This is a genomic window from Burkholderia sp. BCC1993, from assembly GCF_905339865.1.
Taxonomy (GTDB): Bacteria; Pseudomonadota; Gammaproteobacteria; order Burkholderiales; family Burkholderiaceae; genus Burkholderia.
The window spans coordinates 101064-123475 of record NZ_CAJPGZ010000008.1 but is presented as its reverse complement, the minus strand read 5'-3'; the positions used below and the strand labels follow the sequence as shown (position 1 = coordinate 123475).

General features: G+C 68.0%; 21 protein-coding genes. 12 read left to right on the top strand and 9 right to left on the bottom strand.

From position 1 onward, the window contains the following. Positions 1-63 precede the first annotated feature (63 nt). A complete protein-coding gene (locus U4Y91_RS15045) occupies positions 64-1470 on the top strand; it encodes an APC family permease (RefSeq protein WP_321805670.1) in 1407 nt (468 codons plus the stop codon). A 45-nt stretch (positions 1471-1515) separates the two neighbouring features. Next, positions 1516-2625 (top strand): P1 family peptidase, encoded by a 1110-nt coding sequence (locus U4Y91_RS15040; RefSeq protein ID WP_321805669.1) that lies wholly within the window; start codon positions 1516-1518, stop codon positions 2623-2625. 147 nt (positions 2626-2772) lie between these two features. On the opposite strand, the gene U4Y91_RS15035 is transcribed toward U4Y91_RS15040, so the two are convergent. Next, entirely contained in the window at positions 2773-2985 is a 213-nt protein-coding gene (locus U4Y91_RS15035) for a hypothetical protein (protein WP_321805668.1), read from the bottom strand. Between the two features lie 158 nt (positions 2986-3143). Further along, positions 3144-5327, bottom strand: a complete 2184-nt coding sequence (locus U4Y91_RS15030) for an FUSC family protein (protein WP_321805667.1) — start codon at positions 5325-5327, stop codon at positions 3144-3146. A 191-nt stretch (positions 5328-5518) separates the two neighbouring features. Here U4Y91_RS15030 and U4Y91_RS15025 point away from each other — a divergent pair, with 191 nt between their 5' ends. Further along, complete coding sequence (locus U4Y91_RS15025) at positions 5519-6466, top strand: LysR family transcriptional regulator (protein WP_321805666.1); 948 nt, start codon at positions 5519-5521, stop codon at positions 6464-6466. A gap of 142 nt (positions 6467-6608) precedes the next feature. Here the strand turns inward: U4Y91_RS15025 and U4Y91_RS15020 are convergent, their stop codons facing one another. Both U4Y91_RS15020 and U4Y91_RS15015 read right to left on the bottom strand, forming a co-directional pair. Further along, on the bottom strand, positions 6609-6911 hold the full coding sequence (locus tag U4Y91_RS15020; protein ID WP_124484885.1) for a DUF4148 domain-containing protein: 303 nt from the start codon (positions 6909-6911) through the stop codon (positions 6609-6611). Between the two features lie 223 nt (positions 6912-7134). Beyond that, positions 7135-8286, bottom strand: a complete 1152-nt coding sequence (locus tag U4Y91_RS15015; protein ID WP_044843051.1) for a porin — start codon at positions 8284-8286, stop codon at positions 7135-7137. A gap of 309 nt (positions 8287-8595) precedes the next feature. On the opposite strand from U4Y91_RS15015, the gene U4Y91_RS15010 reads away from it, so the two are divergent. From U4Y91_RS15010 to U4Y91_RS15000, 3 genes are all read left to right on the top strand, one after another. Next, the gene (locus U4Y91_RS15010; protein ID WP_321805665.1) at positions 8596-9060 is read left to right on the top strand and encodes a VOC family protein; all 465 of its coding nucleotides are present in this window, start codon (positions 8596-8598) and stop codon (positions 9058-9060) included. Between the two features lie 75 nt (positions 9061-9135). After that, the gene (gene codA / locus U4Y91_RS15005) at positions 9136-10377 is read left to right on the top strand and encodes a cytosine deaminase (RefSeq protein ID WP_321805664.1); all 1242 of its coding nucleotides are present in this window, start codon (positions 9136-9138) and stop codon (positions 10375-10377) included. Between the two features lie 188 nt (positions 10378-10565). Then, a complete protein-coding gene (locus tag U4Y91_RS15000) occupies positions 10566-11900 on the top strand; it encodes a chloride channel protein (RefSeq protein WP_321805663.1) in 1335 nt (444 codons plus the stop codon). Between the two features lie 136 nt (positions 11901-12036). Here the strand turns inward: U4Y91_RS15000 and U4Y91_RS14995 are convergent, their stop codons facing one another. The 4 genes from U4Y91_RS14995 to U4Y91_RS14980 all read right to left on the bottom strand — a co-directional run bounded on the left by U4Y91_RS14995 (position 12037) and on the right by U4Y91_RS14980 (position 16164). Continuing rightward, the gene (locus tag U4Y91_RS14995) at positions 12037-13365 is read right to left on the bottom strand and encodes an MFS transporter (RefSeq protein WP_321805662.1); all 1329 of its coding nucleotides are present in this window, start codon (positions 13363-13365) and stop codon (positions 12037-12039) included. Between the two features lie 231 nt (positions 13366-13596). Further along, complete coding sequence (locus U4Y91_RS14990) at positions 13597-14529, bottom strand: 3-keto-5-aminohexanoate cleavage protein (protein ID WP_321805661.1); 933 nt, start codon at positions 14527-14529, stop codon at positions 13597-13599. Between the two features lie 35 nt (positions 14530-14564). Beyond that, the gene (locus tag U4Y91_RS14985) at positions 14565-15380 is read right to left on the bottom strand and encodes an SDR family oxidoreductase (protein ID WP_321805660.1); all 816 of its coding nucleotides are present in this window, start codon (positions 15378-15380) and stop codon (positions 14565-14567) included. 73 nt (positions 15381-15453) lie between these two features. Further along, positions 15454-16164 (bottom strand): GntR family transcriptional regulator, encoded by a 711-nt coding sequence (locus U4Y91_RS14980; protein ID WP_321805858.1) that lies wholly within the window; start codon positions 16162-16164, stop codon positions 15454-15456. A 388-nt stretch (positions 16165-16552) separates the two neighbouring features. Here U4Y91_RS14980 and U4Y91_RS14975 point away from each other — a divergent pair, with 388 nt between their 5' ends. Beyond that, positions 16553-17011, top strand: a complete 459-nt coding sequence (locus U4Y91_RS14975; RefSeq protein ID WP_321805659.1) for a type VI secretion system amidase immunity protein Tai4 — start codon at positions 16553-16555, stop codon at positions 17009-17011. Between the two features lie 48 nt (positions 17012-17059). Here the strand turns inward: U4Y91_RS14975 and U4Y91_RS14970 are convergent, their stop codons facing one another. Next, on the bottom strand, positions 17060-17851 hold the full coding sequence (locus U4Y91_RS14970; RefSeq protein ID WP_321805658.1) for an IclR family transcriptional regulator: 792 nt from the start codon (positions 17849-17851) through the stop codon (positions 17060-17062). Positions 17852-18011: 160 nt separating this feature from the next. Here U4Y91_RS14970 and U4Y91_RS14965 point away from each other — a divergent pair, with 160 nt between their 5' ends. The 5 genes from U4Y91_RS14965 to U4Y91_RS14945 all read left to right on the top strand — a co-directional run bounded on the left by U4Y91_RS14965 (position 18012) and on the right by U4Y91_RS14945 (position 22404). Next, positions 18012-18788 carry an ABC transporter substrate-binding protein gene (locus tag U4Y91_RS14965; protein WP_321805657.1) on the top strand — a complete coding sequence of 259 codons (777 nt, stop codon included), beginning with the start codon at positions 18012-18014 and terminating at the stop codon, positions 18786-18788. A gap of 88 nt (positions 18789-18876) precedes the next feature. Next, positions 18877-19533 carry an amino acid ABC transporter permease gene (locus U4Y91_RS14960; RefSeq protein ID WP_257772560.1) on the top strand — a complete coding sequence of 219 codons (657 nt, stop codon included), beginning with the start codon at positions 18877-18879 and terminating at the stop codon, positions 19531-19533. Further along, the gene (locus U4Y91_RS14955; protein WP_321805656.1) at positions 19530-20285 is read left to right on the top strand and encodes an amino acid ABC transporter ATP-binding protein; all 756 of its coding nucleotides are present in this window, start codon (positions 19530-19532) and stop codon (positions 20283-20285) included. Before U4Y91_RS14960 ends, U4Y91_RS14955 begins: the two co-directional genes overlap by 4 nt. After that, positions 20282-21592: an FAD-binding oxidoreductase gene (locus U4Y91_RS14950; protein WP_321805655.1), complete on the top strand. Its 1311-nt coding sequence runs from the start codon at positions 20282-20284 to the stop codon at positions 21590-21592. Before U4Y91_RS14955 ends, U4Y91_RS14950 begins: the two co-directional genes overlap by 4 nt. 80 nt (positions 21593-21672) lie before the next feature. Continuing rightward, positions 21673-22404 carry a class I SAM-dependent methyltransferase gene (locus tag U4Y91_RS14945; protein ID WP_321805654.1) on the top strand — a complete coding sequence of 244 codons (732 nt, stop codon included), beginning with the start codon at positions 21673-21675 and terminating at the stop codon, positions 22402-22404. Positions 22405-22412: the final 8 nt, after the last annotated feature.

Genomic DNA, 22412 nt, shown 5'->3' with positions numbered 1-22412 from the left:
AATCAATCGGGCCCGAGTATGGGTGTTCAAAAAAGCGCAGGACAGAAGCAACAGGAGAACGAAATGGCGATGATGTCGGAATCGACGGGCACGCTGCAAGCGACGCCTGCCACGGAAGGCGCGCCGCGCGCGTTGTCGCAGACGCTCAGCGTGCGCGACGCGGTGATGATCACCGTGTCGGGCGTGACGCCCGCCAGCTCGATCTTCGTGATCGCGCCGTTCGCGATCCAGCAGGCCGGCAGCGGCGCGGTGCTGTCGTTCCTGCTCGGCGGCGTGCTCGCGCTCGCGTTCGCGCTCTGCTACGCGGAGCTCAGCGCCGCGCACCGCAGCGCGGGCGGCGAATACGTGATGGCCAAACGCGTGTTCGGCACGCTGCCCGGCTACCTGACCTTCATCACGGTGCTGTCCGTCAGCGTGTTCATTCCCGCGGTGCTCGCGAGCGGTGCCGCGCCCTACCTGAACAGTGCGCTCGGCACGCACTTCAGCAACCAGTCGGTCGCGTTGACGATCGTGTTGCTCAGCTACGTGCTCGGCATGCTGAACATCAAGACGAACGCGTGGATCACCGGCGCGTTTCTCGTCGTCGAGATCGGCGTGCTGATGCTGATTGCGGGGCTCGGCTTCGGCTCGCCGCATCGCGGCGCGGACGCACTGGTCGCGCCGGTCGTCGCGAGCGGCAATGCGCTGGTGCCGGCCACGCTCGCGGCGATCGTGCCCGCGATCGGCACGGCGATCTTCTGCTACAACGGCTTCGGCTCGGCCGCCTATCTCGCGGAAGACCTGCGCGGCGGCAACCGCAACGTCGCGAAGGCGGTGATCTATTCGCTGCTGGTGATCCTCGTCGTCGAACTGATTCCGCTCACCGCGATCGTGCTCGGCGCGCCGTCGCTGACGGAACTGACGAAGAGCACCGACCCGATCGGCTATGTCGTGCGCTCGCTGAGCAACCCGGCGGTATCGCGCGCGGTCAGCGGCGGGATCTTCCTGTCGGTATTCAACGCGATCATCGCGATCGTGATCACGATGGGGCGCCTGCTGTACAGCAGCGGCCGCCATGCGCTCTGGTCGCGCGCCTGCAACCGCGCGTTCTCGACGATCCATCCGCGCTTCGAATCGCCGTGGCTCGCGACGCTCGCGCTCGCCGTGCCGTCGTCGGGGCTCGTGTTCGTGTCGAGCCTCGACGAGCTGACCGCGTTCACGGTCGACCTGCTGCTGCTGATCTACCTGGTCGTCGGGCTGGCCGCGCTGGCGAGCCGGCTCGTGCGCCGCGACGTCGAGCATCATTACCGGATGCCGCTGTGGCCCGTGACGCCGCTCGTCGCGGTCGCGGGTGCCGCATACACGCTCTACACGACGCTGGCGACGGCGACGAAGCCGACCGACCTGATCATCATCGGCGCTCTGCTGGTGGCCGCGCTCGCGATGTATGCGGTATGGGCGCGCCACAGCGATGCGTTCCGCTCGCTCTGAACCACCCGACACACCGAACCATTGAAAGACTGGAGGAATTGCATCATGCGCACGAGGGATCTCGGCATCCGCATCGGACTCGGCACGCCGGGCCGCTTCAACGCGATCACGGACGTACCGGGCGTGCGGGTCGGACATTGCACGCTGAACGTCGAGAACGGCGATGCATCGATCCGCACCGGCGTCACCGTGATCGAGCCGCGCGCGGGTGCCGCGCACGATTCGCCGTGCTTCGCGGGCGTCCACGTGCTGAACGGCAACGGCGACGCGACCGGGCTCGAATGGATCCGTGAAGCCGGCCTCCTGACGACGCCGATCGCCTATACGAACACGCACAGCGTCGGCGCGGTGCGCGATGCGCTGGTCGCGAACGAACGCGAGGCGGCGGCCGGCCGCGTGTACTGGTGCATGCCGGTCGTGATGGAAACCTACGACGGCCTGCTCAACGACATCTGGGGGCAGCACGTGCGCGCCGAGCACGTGCTGCGCGCGCTGGCCGCCGCGCAGTCGGGGCCGGTCGCCGAAGGCGGCGTGGGCGGCGGCACCGGCATGATCTGCCATGAGTTCAAGGGCGGCATCGGCACCGCGTCGCGGGTGGTGGCGGCCGATGCGGGCGGCTGGACCGTCGGCGCGCTCGTGCAGGCGAACTACGGCGTGCGCGAGATGCTGCGCGTGGCCGGTTATCCGGTCGGCGACGTGCTGCGGCACGTGCATTCGCCGTTTCGCGCGTCCGACGGCCAAGGCGAGGCCGGGATGGGTTCGATCGTCGTCACGATCGCGACCGACGCGCCGCTGCTCCCGCATCAATGCACGCGCCTCGCGCAGCGTGCGAGCGTCGGGCTGGCGCGCGTCGGCGGCGGCACCGAGGATTCGAGCGGCGACATTTTCCTTGCGTTCGCAACGGGGAACGACGGTTTGCCCGCCGCGAACTACGGCAGCAAGGGCGCGCCGACGACGGCTGTGAAGATGGTGAACAACGACCACATCTCCGCACTGTTCGTCGCCGCGGCGGAAGCGGTGGAGGAAGCGATCGTGAATGCGCTGGTCGCGGGGAGCGACGTCGAGTCGCGCGGCGCGCGGGTCGAAGGGCTGGGGCAGGCGCGCTTGCTGGATGCGTTGCGCGAAGTGGGGTGGCGGCCGGGGCGCGGCGCCTGAAACGGCATGCGCCGCTTCAATCGAAGCGGCGTGGTGGGCAGGGTCGTTGCGGCGATCGGCCGGCTCGTCGTGCGCGCGCGCAGGCGATACGTGCGATACGTGCGATGTGCGCGCGGCGGGCCCGGCCGTGACGACGCGGCGTCATGCTCAGCTGCCGAAGTAGACGTTGCAGAAGCTGACGGGGCCGACGCATGCGTTCGGGTCTTCCTGCTTCGATTGCGCACGATCGAAGCGGCCCGAGGCCTGGACGGCTTCGGCGCGGTTCGCCGGTTGTTGCGCGACGTCGGCCGGCGCGCTCTGGGCGTGCGCGACGGCGGCGGTGAGCGACAGGGCAACGAGGGCGAGGTGCAGCGGCTTCATTTCGGTTTCTCCTGGGTCAGTGCCAGTCTCGCTGGCAGTGAGGAAACTATAGGCTCGCACTGCCTGGAGATTAATCACCGCGGGTGCAGAGCTTATTTCCAATCGGAACAAGGGTGACGTTGCGTACGCATCGATCGCCCGCCGACCGTCATCGGCGCTCAATGACGATGGCGGTTGAACGGCGCATCCTTGTCCAGCAGCGCGCTGCGGATGAAGTGCAGGCAGCCGACGATGCGCTGCATGCGGTGGCGTTCGTCGGGCACCGCGTACCACGCGTGCAGCGTGTGCTGCGCGGCGCGGATCGCCAGGTTCACCGATTTGAGCGTGCGCGCATGATGGCCCGGCGTCGGATCGTCGAAGAAGCGCGGCAGCTCGTGCAGCACCGCGTCGACCGAGGCGGTCCAGCGCAGCGTCTGCGGCGGTTTCGATTCGCAGAACCCGTGCAGCTCGTCGCGCAGGTCGATCACCGCATGGCCGACTTCGAGCGTCGACAGCATCCAGCGCAGCGCGTCGCGATGGTGCCGCGTGCGCTTGACGAGCAGCGTGCGCAACTGCGCCATCAGGTCGTGCGTGCTCGACTGGAAGCGCGCGGCGAGCCCGTCGCGCGCGCCTTCGCACGCGAACGTGACCTGGCGGCGCAGGTCGTGCGCGATCCGCGACGTGAGCCACGGCATGTGGGTCGGAAACACGACGGCGAACACGATCGAGCACGCCAGCATCGCGACGACGACGGCGAAGCCGTTGTTGATCAGCACCTCGGGCGTATACGCGATTGCGTTGTCGGGGCCCGCGAGCAGGCAGAAGAACACCGCGAAGCCGATCCCGTAGCCGGACAGGCCCGGGCGCATCGCGAGAAACGCGCCGAGGCCGAGCACCGGCGCGAGCGCCGCGCACAGCAGCGGAAAACCGTCGATGTTCGGATAGACGTAGCAGAGGAACACGTAGCCGACGGCCGTCGCGAACGCCGCGCCAACGCCCATCTGCGCGACGAACTTCGGTGCGCGCGGCGACGTCGAGCTCAGCGCGCACGCGATCGCGGTGGCGATCACGGCGAGCGAGCCGCTCGGCCATTCAGACGCGAGCCAGAACGCACTCATCGCGCCGACGGCGACGAGCGTGCGCAGGAACGCGAAGCCGACGAAAAACGAATTGGTCTTCACCGCGTAGTGCGTGACCGAGCGTTCGAACGCGTGATCGTCGCGGTCGAGCGACGCGTTGGTGTCGGCGTAGCCGAGATACTCGCCGATGAAGCGATACATCAGCTCGATCGCGGTATCGAAGTCGAGCAGGCCGCCGGCCGCGTGATCCTCGATCGCGCGGCGCGATGCGCGCGCGGCCTTCGGCAACGCGGCGTGAAAGCGGCGCAGTTCGAGCAGCGCGCCGGTGGTCGACGCGATGCCGCGCTGCCGCTCGTCGCGCAATGCGGTGATCCGTTGCGCGAGCGCGTCGATGTGCGGCGCGAGTGCGTCGAGCACCGCGTCCGACCGGTTTGCGCGCAGGCGTTTGACGAGCTGGTGCAGCGCATGCAGGCGCGTGCACGCATTCATGAACTCGCTGTTGAGCCGCGCGAGCCGGCGGCTGCGCGCGCGAATGTGCGGATCCTCGAACGACGCGAACGCGCGGTTGGCCTCGAACCCGACGATCTCGTCGACGAAATCGGCGAAGCGCCGCTCGAAGTCGCCACGCGCGAGGTCGCCCGACAGCGCGCCGGCCGCGAACGCCGCGAACTTCACATGACGGGCGGTCAACGAGCGCATCAGCGCTTTCGCGGAACTGAGCGGCAGGATCAGTGCGCTGACCGCGCCGGAGCATGCGATGCCGAGCGCGACTTCCGCGGCGCGCGTGAGCGCGGACTGGAACAGCGTCTGCGGCGTCATTACAGCGGGCAGGCCGATCAGCGCGGCGGTGTAGCCGGCGAGCACGAACCCGTACCAGCGGAAATGGCGGTTGCGCACCGCGAGCGCGATGCAGCTGCCGACCCACAGCGTGATGCCGGCCATATAGAGCTCCGGCTGCTGCGCGAACAGCCCGCCGAGCGCGAGCGCGGCGACGAGGCCGGCCGCCGTGCCGAGCATGCGGTAGAAGCTTTTCGCGAACACCATCCCCGACAGTGGCTGCATCAGCACGAACACGGTCGTCATCGCCGTGCGCGGCTGCGACATCTCGAGCCGCATCGCGATCCCCATCGCGAGCAGCGCGGCGAGCACGGTCTTGGCGAGGTGCAGCCAGATCAGCCCGTCGGTCGCGGCCCAGTCGCGCGCGGCGCCGCCGAGCGGATCGAGCCAGGCTCGCCATCGGGCCGGTTCGATGGAAGGTGGCTCGATCGCAGGTTGTGGCTTCATGAAGAAAAGTGGGGCGCGTGCGGTGCCGCGGCGCGTCCGGACGGGTCCGTTCGACTGGTGAGGCGCCGATTGTAGGAGTGCGGCGCGCGGGCATTAACGCAGCTACGGGGAAACGATAGTTGCAGGCCGCGTAACAATCTGTCGCACCCGCTGGAGGAAAATGGCGGCTCCGCTACAGGTGGCTCACAGGAATGGATACCCTACAAAACATGCGGGTGTTTACGCGCGTCGTCGAGACGGGCAGTTTTACCGCGGCCGCGCAATCGCTGAATTCGACGACGGGCGCGATGTCGCGCGCGGTGTCGGAGCTCGAGGCGCGCCTGCGCACCCGTCTGATGAATCGCTCGACGCGCCGCCTTGCGCTGACGTCGGCCGGCGAAAGCTATCTGCGGCGCTGCCGCCAGATCCTCGCCGACGTCGATCGCGCCGAGGAGGAGGCGAGCTGCGCGCACGAACGGCCGGCCGGCGTGCTGCGCATGCACAGCTTCGCGAGCGTCGGCCATCACTATGTGATGCCCGCGCTCACGCGCTACCACACGCAATATCCGGACGTGTCGATCGAGCTGTCGCTGTCGCAGCGCATGCCCGACCTGTTCGACGGCACGAGCGACATGGCGGTCGTGACCGCATCGTCGCTGCCCGATTCGGAGCTCGTGTCGCACCTGCTCGGCTCGACCTTCAGCATCCTGTGTGCGTCGCCCGAGTACGTGAAGCGCCACGGCGCGCCGGCCCGCCCGCAGGATCTCGGCGCGCACGCGTGCCTGACACTTTGCACGCCGGCGTTCCCGACCCACGAATGGGTGCTCGAAGGCGCCGAGGGCATCGAGCAGATCCACGTCGCCGGGCCGGTGCAGACCAATACGGCCGAGTCGCTCGCGCTCGCGATCCGCGACGGTATCGGGATCGGCATGCTGCCGCTGTATGCGGCGATCGACGCGTTGCAGGACGGCACGCTGGTGCGCGTGCTGCCCGGTCATATCCTGCAGAAGATGAACGTGTATGCGCTGTATCCGTCGCGCCGCTTCGTCGACGCGAAGGTGCGCACCTGGGTCGAGATGCTGCGTGCGCAGGTGCCGGGGATGATCGCGCGCGACGTCGAGATGCTGAACGCGATCGACCGCGAGCCGCAGGCTGCCTGAGGGCGAATACAAGTACAAGACGAGATGGTCGCGTGCCGGACGGCACGCGGTCCGGCCGCATCCATCGTGACGGACCGGTTCGCGCGATTTCCGCCGCGCCCGCAGGACACATGTCACGCGGGTGCGGCGTTGCTGCGTGCCTTCACAGCGCGGGCTTTGCCGCCACGCCCGATTCCGTTGCGCCCGCACCGGCCGGGCCATATGCGCGTTGCGCGGCCTTGTGCTCGGCGAGCCGTTTTGCTGCGAGGCGTTCCTGCGCGGCCATGATGTCGTCCGGATAGTTGCCGGCGTCGCCGAGCGACGGGTTGTAGCCGACCGATTCGAGGTCGTAGAGCTCCTGCAGCACCTGCGCGCGCGTGACGGGCGCCTTGGCGGACTGAGCGAACGACAGGGCCGGTGCGGCAAGCAGGACGGCAGCGGCGGCGGTAACGACGAGCGATTTCACGATGTTCTCCTGTAGACGGGGTGTGAGGCCGGTCCGGCGATCGACGCGCGATCCGAACCGTCGATGCCAGTCTATGCAGCGCACGCGGGCACAAAAACCCCGATTCCGGGCAGGCAGCTTTCCAGATGGAACAACATTGGTGCAGGTCGCCCACAGCGCGCGAACCCGCCAGCCAGGACAGGGTCCCGGCTGACGGGCGACGTGCGCTCACGCGGCGCGGAATTTAGAACCGCGTGCGCATGCCGATCGTGCCGACGATCTGGTTCGCGGTGCTCGAGGCGCCGCCCGACGTGTTGATGAAGGCCTGGTAGCCGCGGCCCGACGCGTGCTGGTACATCGCTTCCGCGTACAGGTCGGTGCGGCGCGACAGCTTGTACACGGCCTGCAGGTCGACCTGGTGCCACTTCGGATCGGTGCCGTGCTTGCTGTCCGGGTTGGACACGCTGGCGTCGGTGTACACGTAGGCCGCGCCGAGGCTGACGGCCGGCGTCACCGCATAGCGCACGTTCACGTCGTAGTTGTTGAACGCGACCTGGCCGGTGGAACCGAACGAGCCCGAGTTGTCATACTGCGAGCGCGTATAGACGAAGCCGACCGTCGCCGGACCGAACACGTAGCTGACACCGCCGCCGTACGAGCGCATGCGGTCCGCGCCCACCGACCAGCCGCCCTGGCTCACGCTCTTCGCTTCGGCCACGTCGGTCGCGCCCGGGCTCGCGCTCGTCGAGCCTTTCGTTCCGTTCATCTGCAGGTACGCGCCGGCCAGCTTCAGCGGGCCGTTCGTGTAGCTCGCCGCGACGCTGTACGCGCGGTTGCCGGCGAAGTTCGTGGAGTTCGAGAAGCCGTACAGCGCGCCGACCTTGAAGCCCGCGATCGTGTCGCTCGTGTACTTCACCGCGTTGTTGATGCGCACCGAGTGGTTCAGGTTGTCGTTGTCGAACGGATGCGCGAAGCCGGTATCGCCGAAGTCGCCGGCCGTTGCGGACAGCGGCGCGACGAAGTCGACCATCGTGTCGTACTGGCGGCCGAGCGTCAGCGTGCCGTAGCCGCTGCTGGTCAGGCCGACATACGCGTGGCGGCCGAACAGCTTGCCGTCCTGCCCGAGCGCGCCGTTGTTTACGTTGAAGCCGTTCTCCAGGACGAACAGCGCCTTCAGGCCGCCGCCGAGATCTTCCGTGCCGCGCAAGCCGAAGCGGCTGCCGTTGACCGTGCCGGAGGTCATGCGCCACAGCGATGCGCCGCCGGCGTTGTTGGTGTAAGCGATGCCGGCATCGATCAGGCCGTACAGCGTGACCGAGCTCTGGGCGTGCGCGAGCGGGGCGAAGAGTGCTGCGGCGGATGCGGCGGCAATCAGGGTTTTGTTCGTTTTGTGCATGTAACAGCTCCTGCGTGTGGGACGGGTGACCAAAGTTCGGCGCAAGTGTAGGGGCGGGGTCGCGCGATTCCGGCCGCAGGCGCGCGAGCGCTCCGTTGCGAGCTGCGCAAGAGTGCGTCACACGGCGTTCACAAATCGGTCCGGAGGCCGGATGGCGCGCGTTTTCGCCGACGGCGCGACGCGGGATGCAGGGTGACCGCACACACCGTGTCGCGCATTGACAACACGCGCGTCGCCGGCGCGGGAGTTGATCGCCGCGCCGCGCGCGTGGAGAATGGGCAGACCCGTGCCGAGATCCGGAGACCCCCGATGACCACGCCGCGCCGTCCTTCCTTGAGTGCCGCGCTGTGCTACCGCGACCCGAAAGCCGCGCTCGCGTGGCTCGAACGCGCATTCGGCTTCGAGCGCGCGCTGGTCGTCACCACGCCGGAAGGCGACATCGCACACGCCGAAATGAGATTCGGCGACGGCCTCGTCATGATCGGCGGCGCGTGGGCCGACTTCATCGCCTCACCGGAAGACACGTGCGACCGGAACACGCAGCACGTCCACGTGCATCTTCCCGACGACGCCGACATCGACGCGCACTGCGAACGCGCACGTGCGGCCGGCGCGGAGATCCTGCAGGCGCCGGCCGACCAGTTCTACGGCGATCGCATGTATCGCGCGCGCGATCCCGGCCGGCATGTGTGGACGTTCGGCAAGCACGTGCGCGACGTGACGAACGACGAGATGCGGGCGGCCACCGGCCTGACGATCGAGGATTTCGAATAAGCGCGGCACGCATCGCAGGAGCCTGTTTTTCCCCACCACGCGGCGCGCTGACGCCGCATGACGCCTGGACCCACCATGAACCTCTTCAATGCACGCCTGCGCGGCCGCGACGGGCTGTTCACGATCGGCATCGACGGCGACCGGATCGCGCGGATCGACGCGCAAGCCGCGCCGGTCACATCGGTTGGCGCCGGCGATGTCGATGCGGGCGGCCGTCTCGCGATTGCCCCGCTCGTCGAACCGCATATCCATCTCGATGCCGTGCTCACGGCCGGCGAGCCGGCCTGGAACATGAGCGGCACGCTGTTCGAGGGCATCGAACGCTGGTCCGAGCGCAAGGCGACGATCACGCACGAGGACACGAAGACGCGCGCGCATGCGGCGATCGGCATGCTGCGCGATCACGGCATCCAGCACGTGCGCACCCATGTCGACGTCACCGATCCGACGCTGGCCGCGCTGAAGGCGATGCTCGAAGTGAAGGACGAGGCGAGCGGGCTGATCGACCTGCAGATCGTCGCGTTCCCGCAGGAAGGCATCGAGTCGTTCGACGGCGGCCGCGCGCTGATGGCGCAGGCGATCGAACTCGGCGCGGACGTCGTCGGCGGGATCCCGCATTTCGAGAACACGCGCGAGCAGGGCGTCAGCTCGATCCGCTTCCTGATGGAGCTGGCCGAACGCACCGGCTGCCTCGTCGACGTGCACTGCGACGAGACCGACGATCCGCATTCGCGTTTTCTGGAAGTCCTCGCGGAAGAGGCGCGCGTGCGCGGCATGGGCGCGCGCGTGACCGCGAGCCACACGACCGCGATGGGCTCGTACGACAACGCGTATTGCTCGAAGCTGTTCCGGCTGCTGAAGCGCGCGGGCCTGAACTTCGTGTCGTGCCCGACCGAGAGCATTCATCTGCAGGGGCGCTTCGACACGTTTCCGAAGCGGCGCGGCGTCACGCGCGTCGCGGAACTCGATCGCGCGGGCCTGAACGTGTGCTTCGGACAGGATTCGATCAAGGATCCCTGGTATCCGCTCGGCAACGGCAACATCCTGCGCGTGCTCGACGCCGGCCTGCACATCTGCCACATGATGGGCTACCAGGACCTGCAGCGCTGTCTCGACTTCGTGACCGATCACAGCGCGACGACGATGCATCTCGGCGACGGCTACGGGATCGCAGTCGGGCGGCCGGCGAACCTGGTCGTGCTCGATGCCGACAGCGACTATGAAGCCGTGCGCCGGCAGGTGAAGGCCACGCTGTCGGTGCGCCACGGGAAGGTGATCATGCGGCGCGAGCCGGAGCGCGTCACGTATCCGGCGTGACGCGGCTGCGGCGACAGCGGCGGACGGCGGCACGCCCCATCGGGAGTCGCCGTCTCTCTTGTATGCGCTGAATGCATGAGTTGATCAGAAAAATACGTTTGTCTCATGAGATGCCGGCGCCTACGATTCGGGGCTGACAGCGGCGTGCACGGTGCGCGCCGTCCTTTCGACTCCCGTTCGCCGATACCATGCGCCTCGATCTCCCGTCCGCTCCCGCGTCTGCTTCGCCGTCCGCCAGTCCGTTCGCACGAATGGCTGCCGTCACGATCCTGACCGGCGTCGGCGCGGGAGTCGGCGGGATGCTGCTCGCGCTGCTGCTGCACGCGATCCAGCACGTCGCGTACGGCTACAGCCTCGCGCACGTGGTCGGCACCGAGAGCTTCCTTACCGGCGTGAGCCAGGCCGACCCGCAGCGGCGGGTTGCGGTGCTCGTCGTCTGCGGGCTCGTCGCGGGCGGCGGCTGGTGGGCGCTGTACCGGTACGGCCGGCCGCTCGTCAGCATCCGCCGTGCGGTGCGCGCCGCCGATCCGCGGATGCCGTTTGTCAGCACGACGGTTCACGCGCTGCTGCAGATCGTCACCGTCGCGCTCGGTTCGCCGCTCGGCCGCGAAGTTGCGCCGCGCGAGATCGGCTCGCTGCTGGCCGGGCAGCTCGCGCACCGCGCGGGGCTCACGCCCGCCGATTGCCGGCTGATGGTCGCGTGCGGCGCGGGTGCCGGGCTCGCGGCCGTGTACAACGTGCCGCTCGGCGGTGCCGTGTTCGTGCTCGAAGTGCTGCTCGGCACGTTCGAACTGCGCGCGTTGGTGGCGGCCGTCGTCACGTCGGCGATCGCGGCGGCCGTCGCATGGATCGGGCTCGGCAACGAACATCAGTACACGGTGCCGCCGTTCGTGCTGAGCACGCCGCTCGTCGCGTGGTCGATCGTCTGCGGGCCGCTGTTCGGTTTCGCCGCATACGGCTTCGTGCGGCTCACGAGCCGCGCACGGGCGGATGCGCCGAAGGGCCGGCTGCTGCCGGTGCTCGCGCTGATCAATTTTGCGGTGATCGGTGTGCTGGCAATGCGCTTTCCGCAACTGCTCGGCAACGGCAAGGGGCCGGCTTCGATGGGCTTCGACGGCACGCTGACGATCGGGCTCGCGGCGACGCTGCTCGTGCTGAAGGTGGCGATCGAGGCGGGCAGCCTGCGCGCGGGTGCCGAAGGCGGGCTGCTGACGCCCGGTCTCGCGAATGGCGCGCTGCTCGGCGTCGTGCTCGGCGGGCTGTGGAGCCTCGTGTGGCCGGGCGCGTCGATCGGCGGATGCGCGCTGGTCGGCGCGACCGCGTTCCTCGCCGCGTCGATGCAGATGCCGATCACGGCCGTCGTGCTGTTGCTCGAATTCACGCGTGCGAATCACGACAGCCTCGTGCCGATGCTGCTGGCCGTGGCGGGCTCGCTGGTCGCATACCGGTTCGCGCAGCAGCTGGCGGAGCGGCGGATGGGTGCGGCCGCAACCGTCGCGACGCCGGTGACGGCGACCCGGTAGCCCTCCTCGGCACAGGCTGCGGCGCCCGGGCTGCCTGTCATCGCCTTTTCCCGTTCCCTTGCCGGTTTCCAGCCCGTATCGCGACCGGATCACGCCGAAGCACGTCTGCCGGTTCAGTGCAAGATTTCGCCTGTCCTCAATCGCGCGACCGCGCGTCGGCGCGTTCGTGTCCGTGACGCAACGCGAGGCTCGCGAACGCTGCGACGACGAGCGCCGCCGCCAGCAGCGTCAGCCCGTTCTTCGCATTGCCGGTCGCCTGTTCGATCGCGCCGACGACGGTCGGCCCGACGAAGCCGCCCAGCAACCCGCACGTATTCACGAGCCCGAGCCCGCCGGCCAGTGCACTGCCCGCGAGCCGCGACGCCGGAAACGTGAACACGATCGACTGGACGACGAAGAACATGGACGCGGCCACGCACACGCAGAGCAGCCCCGCGACCGGCGACGCATGCGCGGCGCCGACCATCCCGGCCGCCATGATCAGCAGCCCCGCACACAGCATCCGGCGCGAATGACGCGACTCGCGCGCGAAGCGCGGCAGCGTCCCGGCGCCCAGCGCGGCGGCGAGCCAGGGCAGCGAGGTCAGCAACCCGACCGCGAACGGCGACAGACGCCCCGACGCGCCGATGATGCCGGGCAGGAAGAAGATCACCGTGTAGATGGTCAACTGGTGGCAGAAGTACACGAAGATCGCGAGCCAGATCTGCGGATCGCGCAGCGCGGCACCGAACGCGTGGCCGCCGTGGGTGGCAACGCCTGCATCCTGTTCCGCCGCCAGCGTGCGTTCGAGCGCGCGGCCGGTTTCGGGGGACAGCCACGGCGCGCTGCTCGGGCGGTCCGGCAGGCGTGTCCACACGACGAAGGCGAGCAGGACGGCCGGAATTCCCTCGACGACGAACAGCCATTGCCAGCCGTGGAAGCCGAGCGTTCCATCGAGTTCGATCAGCGCGCCGGCCAGCGGACCACCGACGATGTTCGCGATGCACACGCCGAGGAGGAAATAGCCGGTCGCCCGCGCACGTTCCTCGCGACCGAACCAGTACGTGAGGTACAGCATCACGCCCGGAAACAGCCCGGCTTCGGCGACGCCGAGCAGCAGGCGCATCACGTAAAACGACGTCGGGCCGGCGACGAACGCCATCGCGATCGACAATGCACCCCACGTGATCATGATTCGCGTGATCCAGAAGCGCGCACCCACCCGGTGCATGATCAGGTTGCTCGGGATTTCGAACAGCGCGTAGGTGAGAAAGAACAGGCCCGCGCCGAGTCCGTAGGCGGCCGATGAAATGCCGAGATCGACACCCATCGAGTGTTTTGCGAATGCGATGTTGGTGCGGTCGAGGAAGCTGATTACGTAGGCGGCGATCAGCAGCGGCATCAGTTTGCGAAACAGCAGCCGGTTCAGCGACGCACTTGCGTCGCCGGCGGCGGAAGGCAGGGCCTGGGCGTGATGAGTGGACATGCGGACGACTCCGGTAATGGCGAACGGGCGCACACGGCAAGCACGGCGTGCCGCGTTCGGCTGAGGCCGCTACGTCGCGCGCAGCGGAGGGGCAGACGACGGAGCCGCGCCGGCGGCGCTCGACGGGAGCGGGGCGATGGAAGGCATCCTGGCACCGGCCGGCTCGGGCCGGCGCCTTGTCTCTGCGCTTGCGGGTCCTGGTGTTGCGTGATGTCGGGCGCAACCCGGCGATCAGAACTTGACCGCGTCGCCGCCCTTGAGCTTGAGCATCGCGCGCGCCTCGGCCGGCGTCGCGATGTCTAGTGACAGGCCCTCGAGCACCTGCCGCATCTTCAGTACCTGCGCGGCGCTCGATTCCGCGAGCTTGCCGGGCGCGATCCACAGCGAATCCTCCAGTCCGACGCGCACATTCGCACCTTGAGCAGCACCGATCGTCGCGAGCGGAATCTGGTTGCGACCCGCGCCGAGTATCGACCACACGTAATCGCCGCCGAACAGACGGTCGGCCGTGCGGCGCATGTGCATCAGGTCTTCCGGATGCGCGCCGATGCCGCCGAGCAAGCCGAATACGCTCTGCACGAAGAACGGCGGCTTCGCGAGCCCGCGGTCGACGAAGTGCGCGAGGTTGTACAGGTGCGAGATGTCGTAGCACTCGAATTCGAATCGCGTGCCGTTCGCGCCGCAGCGCGTGAGGATCGTCTCGATGTCGGCGAACGTGTTCTTGAACACGAGATCGCGGCTTTTCTCGAGATGTTCTCGCTCCCACGGATGTTTCAGTTCGCGGAAGCGCTCGAGCATCGGGTACAGCCCGAAGTTCATCGAGCCCATGTTCAACGAGGCGACCTCGGGCTGGAAATGCAGCGCGGGTTGCAACCGTTCGTCGACCGTCATGTGCGGGCTGCCGCCTGACGTGAGGTTGATCACCGCGTCGGTCTGTGCCTTGATGCGCGGCAGGAATTCGGCGAACACGGCCGGATCCTGCGTCGGCTTGCCGTCGGACGGGTTGCGTGCGTGCAGGTGCAGGATCGCCGCGCCAGCCTGCGCGGCCGCGACTGCCGCCGCTTCGATTTCGTGCGGCGTCACGGGCAGGTACGGCGACATCGACGGCGTATGGATCGCGCCGGTCGGCGCACACGTGATGATGACTTTGCGAGCGTTTGCCACGGATGAATTCCTTTCGGTGAACGATGCGGGAGGCGTCAGAGCACTTCGACGTTGCCGCAGACGGAGATCGCCTGCCCGGTAATGCCATGCCCGCCCGGCGAGCACAGGAACAGCGCGGTCGCGGCGATCTCGGCCGGATCGGTCATGCGCCGCAGCGAGATCTTCTCGAGATAGCGCTTCTCCATTTCGTCGTAGCCGATGCCGAGCTGCTGCGCGCGCGCCTCGATCACGCGGCGCATCCGCGGGCCGCGCACGATGCCGGGCTGGATCGCGTTCACGCGAATGCCGAGCGGCCCGAGCTCGATCGCGAGGCTTTTCACGAGGCCGACGACCGCCCACTTGGTCGCCGCGTACGGTGTGCGGAATGCATAGCCGAGTCGCCCCGCGACCGACGACAGCGCGATGATCGCGCCGCCGTGTTTCGAGTCGCGCAGCAGCGGCACCGCGCGGCGAGCGAACTGGAATTGCGCGTTCAGATTGATCGCGACGGTCTGCTCCCACTGCACGGGGTCGATTTCGTCGATGCCGCCGGTCGGGCCGGCGATGCCCGCGTTGTTGACCAGCACGTCGAGGCCGCCGAGCGTGGCCGATACGTCGGCGAACACGCGCTCGACGGCCGCCGGGTCGGAGACGTCGGCCAGCGTCGCGCTGATCGCGCCGGTTGCGCCAGTTGCGGCGCGCGGCGGCCGGTCGGCGAGCGCCGCGATCGCGGCTTGCGACGCGTCGCACACGTGCACGCGCGCGCCGCATTCGGCGAACGCGTCGGCGATTTCGAGGCCGATGCCCGATGCGCCGCCCGTCACGAGGACGCGCAGGCCGTCATAGGGTTTCAGCAGGTCGGAAGCTGTCATGCCGGGTTGTCTCCATCGTTGATGTAGTCGGATTGCGGCCGCTCGCGATTCGTCCGGTCGTGGCGAGCGGCCGCTACGGTTTCGCGTTCACGGTCCGCGGTGTCTGTTCGGCCCGCAGCGTCTCGGCGAGATCGTGCGCGGCGCCGCCGATGTCGAGCGCGATGCCGGCCCGCACGCCCGCGCCGTCGCGCCGCTCGAGTGCATCGACGATTGTGCGGTGCGCATCCATCGAGCGCCGCATGTGCGGAATGTCGAGCGCGACCATGTTGAGGAAAGGGCCGACGCGCATCCACAGGTTCTCGACGATCGCGAGCGTGCTTTCGCTGGCGCCATGCGCGTAGATCGCGCTGTGGAACGCAAAATTGCTTTGCAGGTAGGCGCGCGAGCGGCCGGCCTCGACGTGCGCCTGCATCGTCTCGCAGGTCTTGCGCACGGCCGCGATCTGCGCGTCGGTCATCCGTGCGCATGCGCGCTCGGCGATGCAACCTTCGAGCGCGATCCGCACGTCGCGCAGTTCGTCGAGCATGTCGAGCGTCATCGGCGGTACGACGAGCGCCCGGTTCGGACCGTCGACCAGCGCGCGCTCGGCGCGCAGCCGCGTGAGCGCGGCACGCACCGGCATCGTCGACGAGCCGACTGCCTCGGCGACGCTGCGCAGGCTCAGCGCCTGGCCCGGCGCGAAGCGGCCGCTCATCAGCGCTTCGCGCAGTTGCTGGTAGACCTTGTCGGCCATCGTTTCAGATTCGATGGCTTTCAGTGCGGGCGGGACGATACGGGGCGCCAAGGCGGGTTCTCCTGGGTTTGATCTGCGATCTGTGATCACACTTGAGATGTGTGAAGTTTTGACGATCGGGGGAGCCGAGTCAAGCTGAACGGGATTGGGGAAAACGAGGGGACGGGTGGGCGAAGAGCCTCGCAGGCCGATGCTCATCAGGTCGCATTTTCTCATCGGAATCTTTCCATCCTGGGCGGAGACAGTCGGCAATACTTTTCCCCGTCGGGGGATTGGGTCCGACTCGCGGCACGGACAGGGGGCGACCACGGGGAGCATGCGGCCGCAATGCGCAAGGCTACGCCACGCTGTTCAACGGGCGGACGTGTTACGACCATTGTTACTTCAACGAACCGGGCGCGCGGTATCGTACCGATCGCGCCAATTTTTGGAGTGCGTCATGAGGGGAGTCTGGGTCGCTGCTGCGTTGGTGTACATCGCGCTTCAACCGGCGATGGCTGCGGCGAAGGACGCCGCACAGGCCTCGCCGGCGTCCGGTTCACGGACTTATCTCCAGAATTTCAAGGACATGGCGCTCTCGGAATGCCTGGCTACCGCTTACAAGCAGGAACCCGGCGTGAGCAAGGACATCGGCAGCAGTACCAGCGCGTTGCGCGACTGGAGCTACTACGACATGGAACGTGCGCCGGATGTCATTCACGCGCTGGTCGCGAAGTATCTGGCCCGCGACTATCGGAATCCGGTTGTCGAATCGGAAGTCGGGGACGTGAAGTTCGACTTCCTGAAGTGCATCGATCTGTATCACGGCAAGGAACTGGACGCCGCAGCGAAGCAGCTCGTATTACGCCCGAACAGTACCTATCGGACCGAGCATTCGCCGAAGCCGCAGCAGCGATAGAACGCCGTTGCGCAATGCAACGGCGCGCCGTAGGCCGTTTCGCCGACGCTATTCAAGCGTCCGGATCGAATTGCTGATTCCGCGCGCGCAGTCGATCACCGCCGGCGCGAGCTTGCGGCGCGCATCGTCGAACGTCCAGCGGCTCGTCGGTGCGACCACGTGCACGGCCGCGACCGGCTGCCCCTGGCTGCCGAGCACGGGCGCGGCAATCGACATGTCCCCGATGAACAGTTCTTCCTGGTTGGTCGCGTAGCCTTCGCGCCGTGCACCGTCGAGCAATGCGACGAGCTCGTCGAGCGCCGTGACCGTACGCGGCGTATGCGGCGTACGCACCATGCCGTCGAGCCGCACACGCGCTTCTTGCGGCGGCAACGCGCTCAGGAATGCGCGGCCACTGCCGGTGCAGTACATCGGGATACGGCTGCCGATCGGCATGTGGATCGGCACGAACTTCGTCGATACGAAACGCGCGACGTACACCATTTCGTCGTCGTCCGGCTCGGTGAGATTGGTGGTTTCGCCGGTCAGGTTCGTGAGCTCGGACAGGAACGGATTCGCGACGTCGATCAACGTATCGGCCGCGAGATAGTTGAAGCCGATCCGCATCACGTGCGGCGTGAGCTGGTAACGCCGCGTGACCGGATGCTTGCGGACGTAGCCGAGCTGCTCGAGCGTATAGACCATCCGCTGCGCGGAGCTTTTCGTGATCCCTGCCGCGTCGGCCACTTCCGCCAGCGTCATCGTGCGCCGCTTCGCGCTGAACGCGCGCAGCACGTTGAGCCCTTTTTCCAGCGACTGATTGAACAGCAGATCGTTTGATTGATCGGGTGACGTTTCCATGGCGAGGGGCGGGATCGATTCGATATCGCATCATAGCGCATCGCATATCGATACGCAAAAATCTATTTGCGATATTTTTGATTCGTTTTAAGATCGGGTCATCGTCGCAGTGTCGATCAGCGGCCGGCCGACGCACCGGGTTAATCGAGAAGGAGACGTCATGGTTTCGTTCATCAAGCGGTTCGGCGCACTGGCCGCCGGTTTCGCCACCTGTATCGCACTCTCCACGGCTTCGGCGAGCGCCGTTGCGGCCGAGCCCACGCTGAAGGTCGGCGCGACGGCCACCGGCGTGCCGTTCACATTTCTCGACGTCAAGAGCAATTCCATCCAGGGGATGATGGTCGATGCGATCACCGCGGCCGGGAAGTCTGCCGGGTTTCGCGTCGACGTGCAGCAGACCGTGTTCTCGGCGCTGATCCCGTCGCTCACCACGCAGAAGATCGACATCATCTCGGCCGCGATGCTGAAGACGCCGGCGCGCCAGCAGGTCGTCGATTTCTCCGACACCGTCTACTCGTTCGGCGAAGGCCTGATCGTGAAGGCCGACGACCCGGGCCGCTATACGTCGATGGACGATTTCAAGGGGCAGGTGGTCGGCGCGCAGGTCGGCACCGCGTTCGTCGATGCGCTCAACAAGAAGGGCATCTTCCAGGAAGTCCGGACCTACGATTCGATCGCCGACATCATGCGCGACGTCGCACTCGGGCGCATCAAGGCCGGCTTCGCCGACCAGCCGATCGTCGCGTACCAGATCGAGCACGGCGTCAATCGCCAGGTGCGGCTCGTGCCGGAATACCAGAGCGTCGTGAAGGGGCAGGTCTGCTTCATCGTGCGCAAAGGCGACACCGCGACGCTCGAACAGCTCAACGGCGCGATCCGCAAGATGAAGAGCGACGGCACGCTGCAGCAGATCCTGCAGAAGTGGCACATGAGCTGAGCATCGGCGGCCGATTTCCGACCTGCATCGCCCGCGCGTCGCGGGCATCCCCCGCGGCGCGCCGTTCGGACGTCGCATAGGAAACCTCATGTTTTTTCAGAACGCGATCGATTTCCTGCCGATCCTGCTGAAGGGCGCGGTGGTCACCGTCGAGATCACGGCATGCGCGTTCGTGCTCAGCTCGGTGCTCGGGCTGATCCTCGCGCTGATGAAGGTGTCGCGCAACCGGGCGGTGTCGACGGCCGGCAGCACGATCGTCAACGTGATCCGCGGGCTGCCGATCATCGTGCAGCTGTTCTACATGTACTTCGTGCTGCCCGATCTCGGCGTGCAGCTGTCGGCGTTCCAGGCCGGCGTGCTCGGCCTTGGCATCGCGTACTCGGCGTACCAGGCCGAGAACTTCCGCGCGGGCATCGAGGCGATCGATCGCGGCCAGATCGAAGCCGCGCACGCAATCGGCATGCGCGGCCCGATGATCATGCGGCGCGTGGTGCTGCCGCAGGCGTTCCGCATCGCGCTGCCGCCGTACGGCAATACGCTCGTGATGCTGCTGAAGGATTCATCGGTCGCGTCGACGATCACGGTCGCGGAAATCACGCGTGCCGGCCAGCTGATCGCGTCGTCGACGTTCCAGAACATGAGCGTCTACACGCTCGTCGCGCTGCTGTATCTCGCGCTCGGCCTGCCGCTGATGTTCGGCGTGAACCGGCTCGGCAAGCGGCTCGCACTGAGGAGGGGCGCATGATCAGGATCGATTCGATACACAAGCGGTTTCAGCAACACGCGGTGCTGAAGGGCGTGAGCCTCGACGTGCAGCAGGGTGAAGTCGTGTGCCTGATCGGGCCGTCCGGTTCCGGCAAGTCGACCGTGCTGCGCTGTATCAACGGCTTCGAGACCTACGACGAAGGGGCGATCACGATCGACGGCGTGAAGGTCGACGCACATTCGACGCGCATCCACGAGCTCCGGATGCGCGTCGGCATGGTGTTCCAGCGCTTCAACCTGTTCGCGCACCGCACGGCGCTCGAGAACGTGATGGAAGGGCCGGTGCACGTGCGTCGCATGCCGGCCGCGCAAGCGCGCGAGCAGGCCCGCGCGCTGCTCGACAAGGTCGGGCTCGCGCACCGGATGAATGCGTTCCCGTCGGAGCTGTCTGGCGGCCAGCAGCAGCGCGTCGCGATCGCACGCGCGCTCGCGATGGAGCCTCAGGCGATCCTGTTCGACGAGCCGACGTCGGCGCTCGACCCCGAACTCGTCGGCGAAGTGCTCGGCGTGATGCGCGGGCTCGCCCGCGACGGAATGACGATGGTGGTCGTCACGCACGAGATGGCATTCGCGCGCGAGGTGGCCGATCGCGTGTGCTTCCTGCATGACGGCACCATCTGCGAAAGCGGGCCGGCGCGCGCCGTGCTGACGCAGCCGACGCATCCCCGCACGCAGGAATTCCTGCGCCGCCTGCTGGCGTCGGACGGCGCCGACAACCCGGATCGAACATGAGTGCAACGAACGCGGCATCCGGATGGCCCGACTCGCCGTGGCCGGATTCGCTATGGGCGGCGACCGCCGCGCCGGCACCCGATACGCCCGCGCTCGACGCGTCCGTGTCGTGCGACGTGGCGATCGTCGGCGCCGGCTTCACGGGCCTGTCGACCGCACTTCACCTGGCCGAACGCGGCGTGAACGTTCGCGTGATCGACGGCGCACAGCCGGGCTGGGGCGCGTCGGGCCGCAACGGCGGGCAGGTGATTCCCGGGCTGAAATACGACCCGGACGAACTGGTGCGCCGGTTCGGCGACACGGCCGGCGAGCAGCTTGCCGGCATCGTCGGCGGCGCGGCCGACACCGTGTTCGACCTGATCGCGCGGCACGCGATCGACTGCGACGCGCGTCGCCACGGCTGGATCCAGCCGGCGCCGACCGCCGCGATGCTCGACACGGTCGCACGTCGGGCGCAGCAATGGGCCGCGCGCGGGGCACCGGTCGACGTGCTCGGCCGCGACGACGTCGCGCGACGGCTCGGCACGCATGCGTATGCGGGCGGCTGGATCGATCGCCGCGCGGGCAGCGTGCAGCCGCTCAGCTATACGCGCGGCCTGGTGCGCGCCGCGCAGGCGAGCGGGGCCGCCGTGCACGGCTCCACCCGCGCCGTCGGGCTGACGCGCGCCGACGGCCGCTGGCGGATCGCGACGTCGGGCGGCGCGACGCTGTCCGCCCAGCGCGTCGTGATCGCGACCAACGGCTACACGGACGGGCTGTGGCCCGGCTTGCGCCAGTCGGTGATCGCCGCGAACAGTTTCATCGTCGCGACGGAACCGCTCGCGCCGGAGCTTGGTCGCGACATCCTCGCCGGCGGCGAGGTCGCATCGGATGCGCGGCGTTTGCTGCTGTATTTCCGCCGTGACGCCGCCGGGCGCCTGCTGATGGGCGGCCGCGGCCCGTTCGCCGAACCGCGTGCGCCGGGCGACTGGCGCCATCTCGAGCGCGCGACGACGTTGCTGTATCCGCAACTGAAGGGCGTCCGGTTCGAATACCGCTGGGCGGGGCGCGTCGCGATCACCGCGGATTTCCTGCCGCACGTGCACGAGCCCGCGCCGGGCGTGACGATCGCGCTCGGCTACAACGGCCGCGGTATCGCAATGGCGACGACGCTCGGCAAACATCTGGCCGCGCATCTGTCGGGCGACGCGCAACTGCCGCTGCCGTTCCGGGTCACGCCGATCCGGCCGATTCCGTTGCACCGGCTGCAGCGCTTCTATATCGCGGCCGGGGTCGCCTGGTATCGGCTGCTCGACAGCCTGTCCTGACGCCGGCGCGAGGGGCGGGTCGCCATCCATCGTCCGATCGGGCAGAATCGGCCTGCCGCCTTTCCACCGACGGACGCCGCATGACCGACCCGACCGAACCTCCCGCCCGCCGCGCTTACGCGAGCTTCGCGCAACGCTACGCGGACATCGCGCCGACCAAGGCGCACAACGCGCTCTACGAGCGGCCGGCGACGCTGGCACTACTCGGCGACGTCGACGGCCTGACGGTGCTTGACGCCGGCTGCGGGCCCGGCATCTGCAGCGCGCATCTCGCGCGCCACGGCGCGACCGTCCACGCATTCGACATCACGCCCGAGATGGTCGCGCTCGCGCGAACGCGCTGCGCGGGGCTCACGGTCGACGTCGTCGAGGGCGACCTGGAGGCGCCGCTCGCGTGGCTGCCCGACGCGTCGGTCGACAAGGTGCTGTGCTCGCTCGCGCTCGACTACGTGCACGACCTCGCACCGACGCTGCGTGAATTCAGACGCGTCGCACGGCCCGGCGGGACGCTCGTGTTCTCGATGGCGCACCCGATGCGCGACTGGATGGACGAGCGCACACGCGGGGACGCCACGTACTTCGATACGAGCCGCTTCGGCTTCCACTGGTCGGGTTTCGGCGAACCGAAGCCCTATGTCGAAGCGTGGCGCCGGCCGCTTGCCGACATCCTGAACGCGCTCGCCGACGCCGGCTGGCGGCTCGACCGGTTCGTCGAACCGACGCCGCTGCCCGAGATGAAGGCCGTGTCGGAGCGGCTCCATGCGGAGCTGTCGCTGGCGCCGGCGTTCCTCTGCATCCGCGCGCAGCGCTGACCAGACGC

What these genes read in the sequence shown, in the direction of transcription:
- U4Y91_RS15045 (WP_321805670.1), top strand. Translation starts at nt 64, where the DNA reads ATGGCGATGATGTCGGAATCGACGGGCACGCTGCAAGCGACGCCTGCC.
- U4Y91_RS14985 (WP_321805660.1), bottom strand. Translation starts at nt 15,380, where the DNA reads ATGACAGCTTCCGACCTGCTGAAACCCTATGACGGCCTGCGCGTCCTC.
- U4Y91_RS14955 (WP_321805656.1), top strand. Translation starts at nt 19,530, where the DNA reads ATGATCAGGATCGATTCGATACACAAGCGGTTTCAGCAACACGCGGTG.
- U4Y91_RS15010 (WP_321805665.1), top strand. Translation starts at nt 8,596, where the DNA reads ATGACCACGCCGCGCCGTCCTTCCTTGAGTGCCGCGCTGTGCTACCGC.
- U4Y91_RS15025 (WP_321805666.1), top strand. Translation starts at nt 5,519, where the DNA reads ATGGATACCCTACAAAACATGCGGGTGTTTACGCGCGTCGTCGAGACG.
- U4Y91_RS14950 (WP_321805655.1), top strand. Translation starts at nt 20,282, where the DNA reads ATGAGTGCAACGAACGCGGCATCCGGATGGCCCGACTCGCCGTGGCCG.
- U4Y91_RS14970 (WP_321805658.1), bottom strand. Translation starts at nt 17,851, where the DNA reads ATGGAAACGTCACCCGATCAATCAAACGATCTGCTGTTCAATCAGTCG.
- U4Y91_RS15015 (WP_044843051.1), bottom strand. Translation starts at nt 8,286, where the DNA reads ATGCACAAAACGAACAAAACCCTGATTGCCGCCGCATCCGCCGCAGCA.
- U4Y91_RS14995 (WP_321805662.1), bottom strand. Translation starts at nt 13,365, where the DNA reads ATGTCCACTCATCACGCCCAGGCCCTGCCTTCCGCCGCCGGCGACGCA.
- U4Y91_RS15000 (WP_321805663.1), top strand. Translation starts at nt 10,566, where the DNA reads ATGCGCCTCGATCTCCCGTCCGCTCCCGCGTCTGCTTCGCCGTCCGCC.
- U4Y91_RS14945 (WP_321805654.1), top strand. Translation starts at nt 21,673, where the DNA reads ATGACCGACCCGACCGAACCTCCCGCCCGCCGCGCTTACGCGAGCTTC.
- U4Y91_RS15035 (WP_321805668.1), bottom strand. Translation starts at nt 2,985, where the DNA reads ATGAAGCCGCTGCACCTCGCCCTCGTTGCCCTGTCGCTCACCGCCGCC.
- U4Y91_RS14975 (WP_321805659.1), top strand. Translation starts at nt 16,553, where the DNA reads ATGAGGGGAGTCTGGGTCGCTGCTGCGTTGGTGTACATCGCGCTTCAA.
- U4Y91_RS14965 (WP_321805657.1), top strand. Translation starts at nt 18,012, where the DNA reads ATGGTTTCGTTCATCAAGCGGTTCGGCGCACTGGCCGCCGGTTTCGCC.
- U4Y91_RS14960 (WP_257772560.1), top strand. Translation starts at nt 18,877, where the DNA reads ATGTTTTTTCAGAACGCGATCGATTTCCTGCCGATCCTGCTGAAGGGC.
- U4Y91_RS15030 (WP_321805667.1), bottom strand. Translation starts at nt 5,327, where the DNA reads ATGAAGCCACAACCTGCGATCGAGCCACCTTCCATCGAACCGGCCCGA.
- codA (WP_321805664.1), top strand. Translation starts at nt 9,136, where the DNA reads ATGAACCTCTTCAATGCACGCCTGCGCGGCCGCGACGGGCTGTTCACG.
- U4Y91_RS15040 (WP_321805669.1), top strand. Translation starts at nt 1,516, where the DNA reads ATGCGCACGAGGGATCTCGGCATCCGCATCGGACTCGGCACGCCGGGC.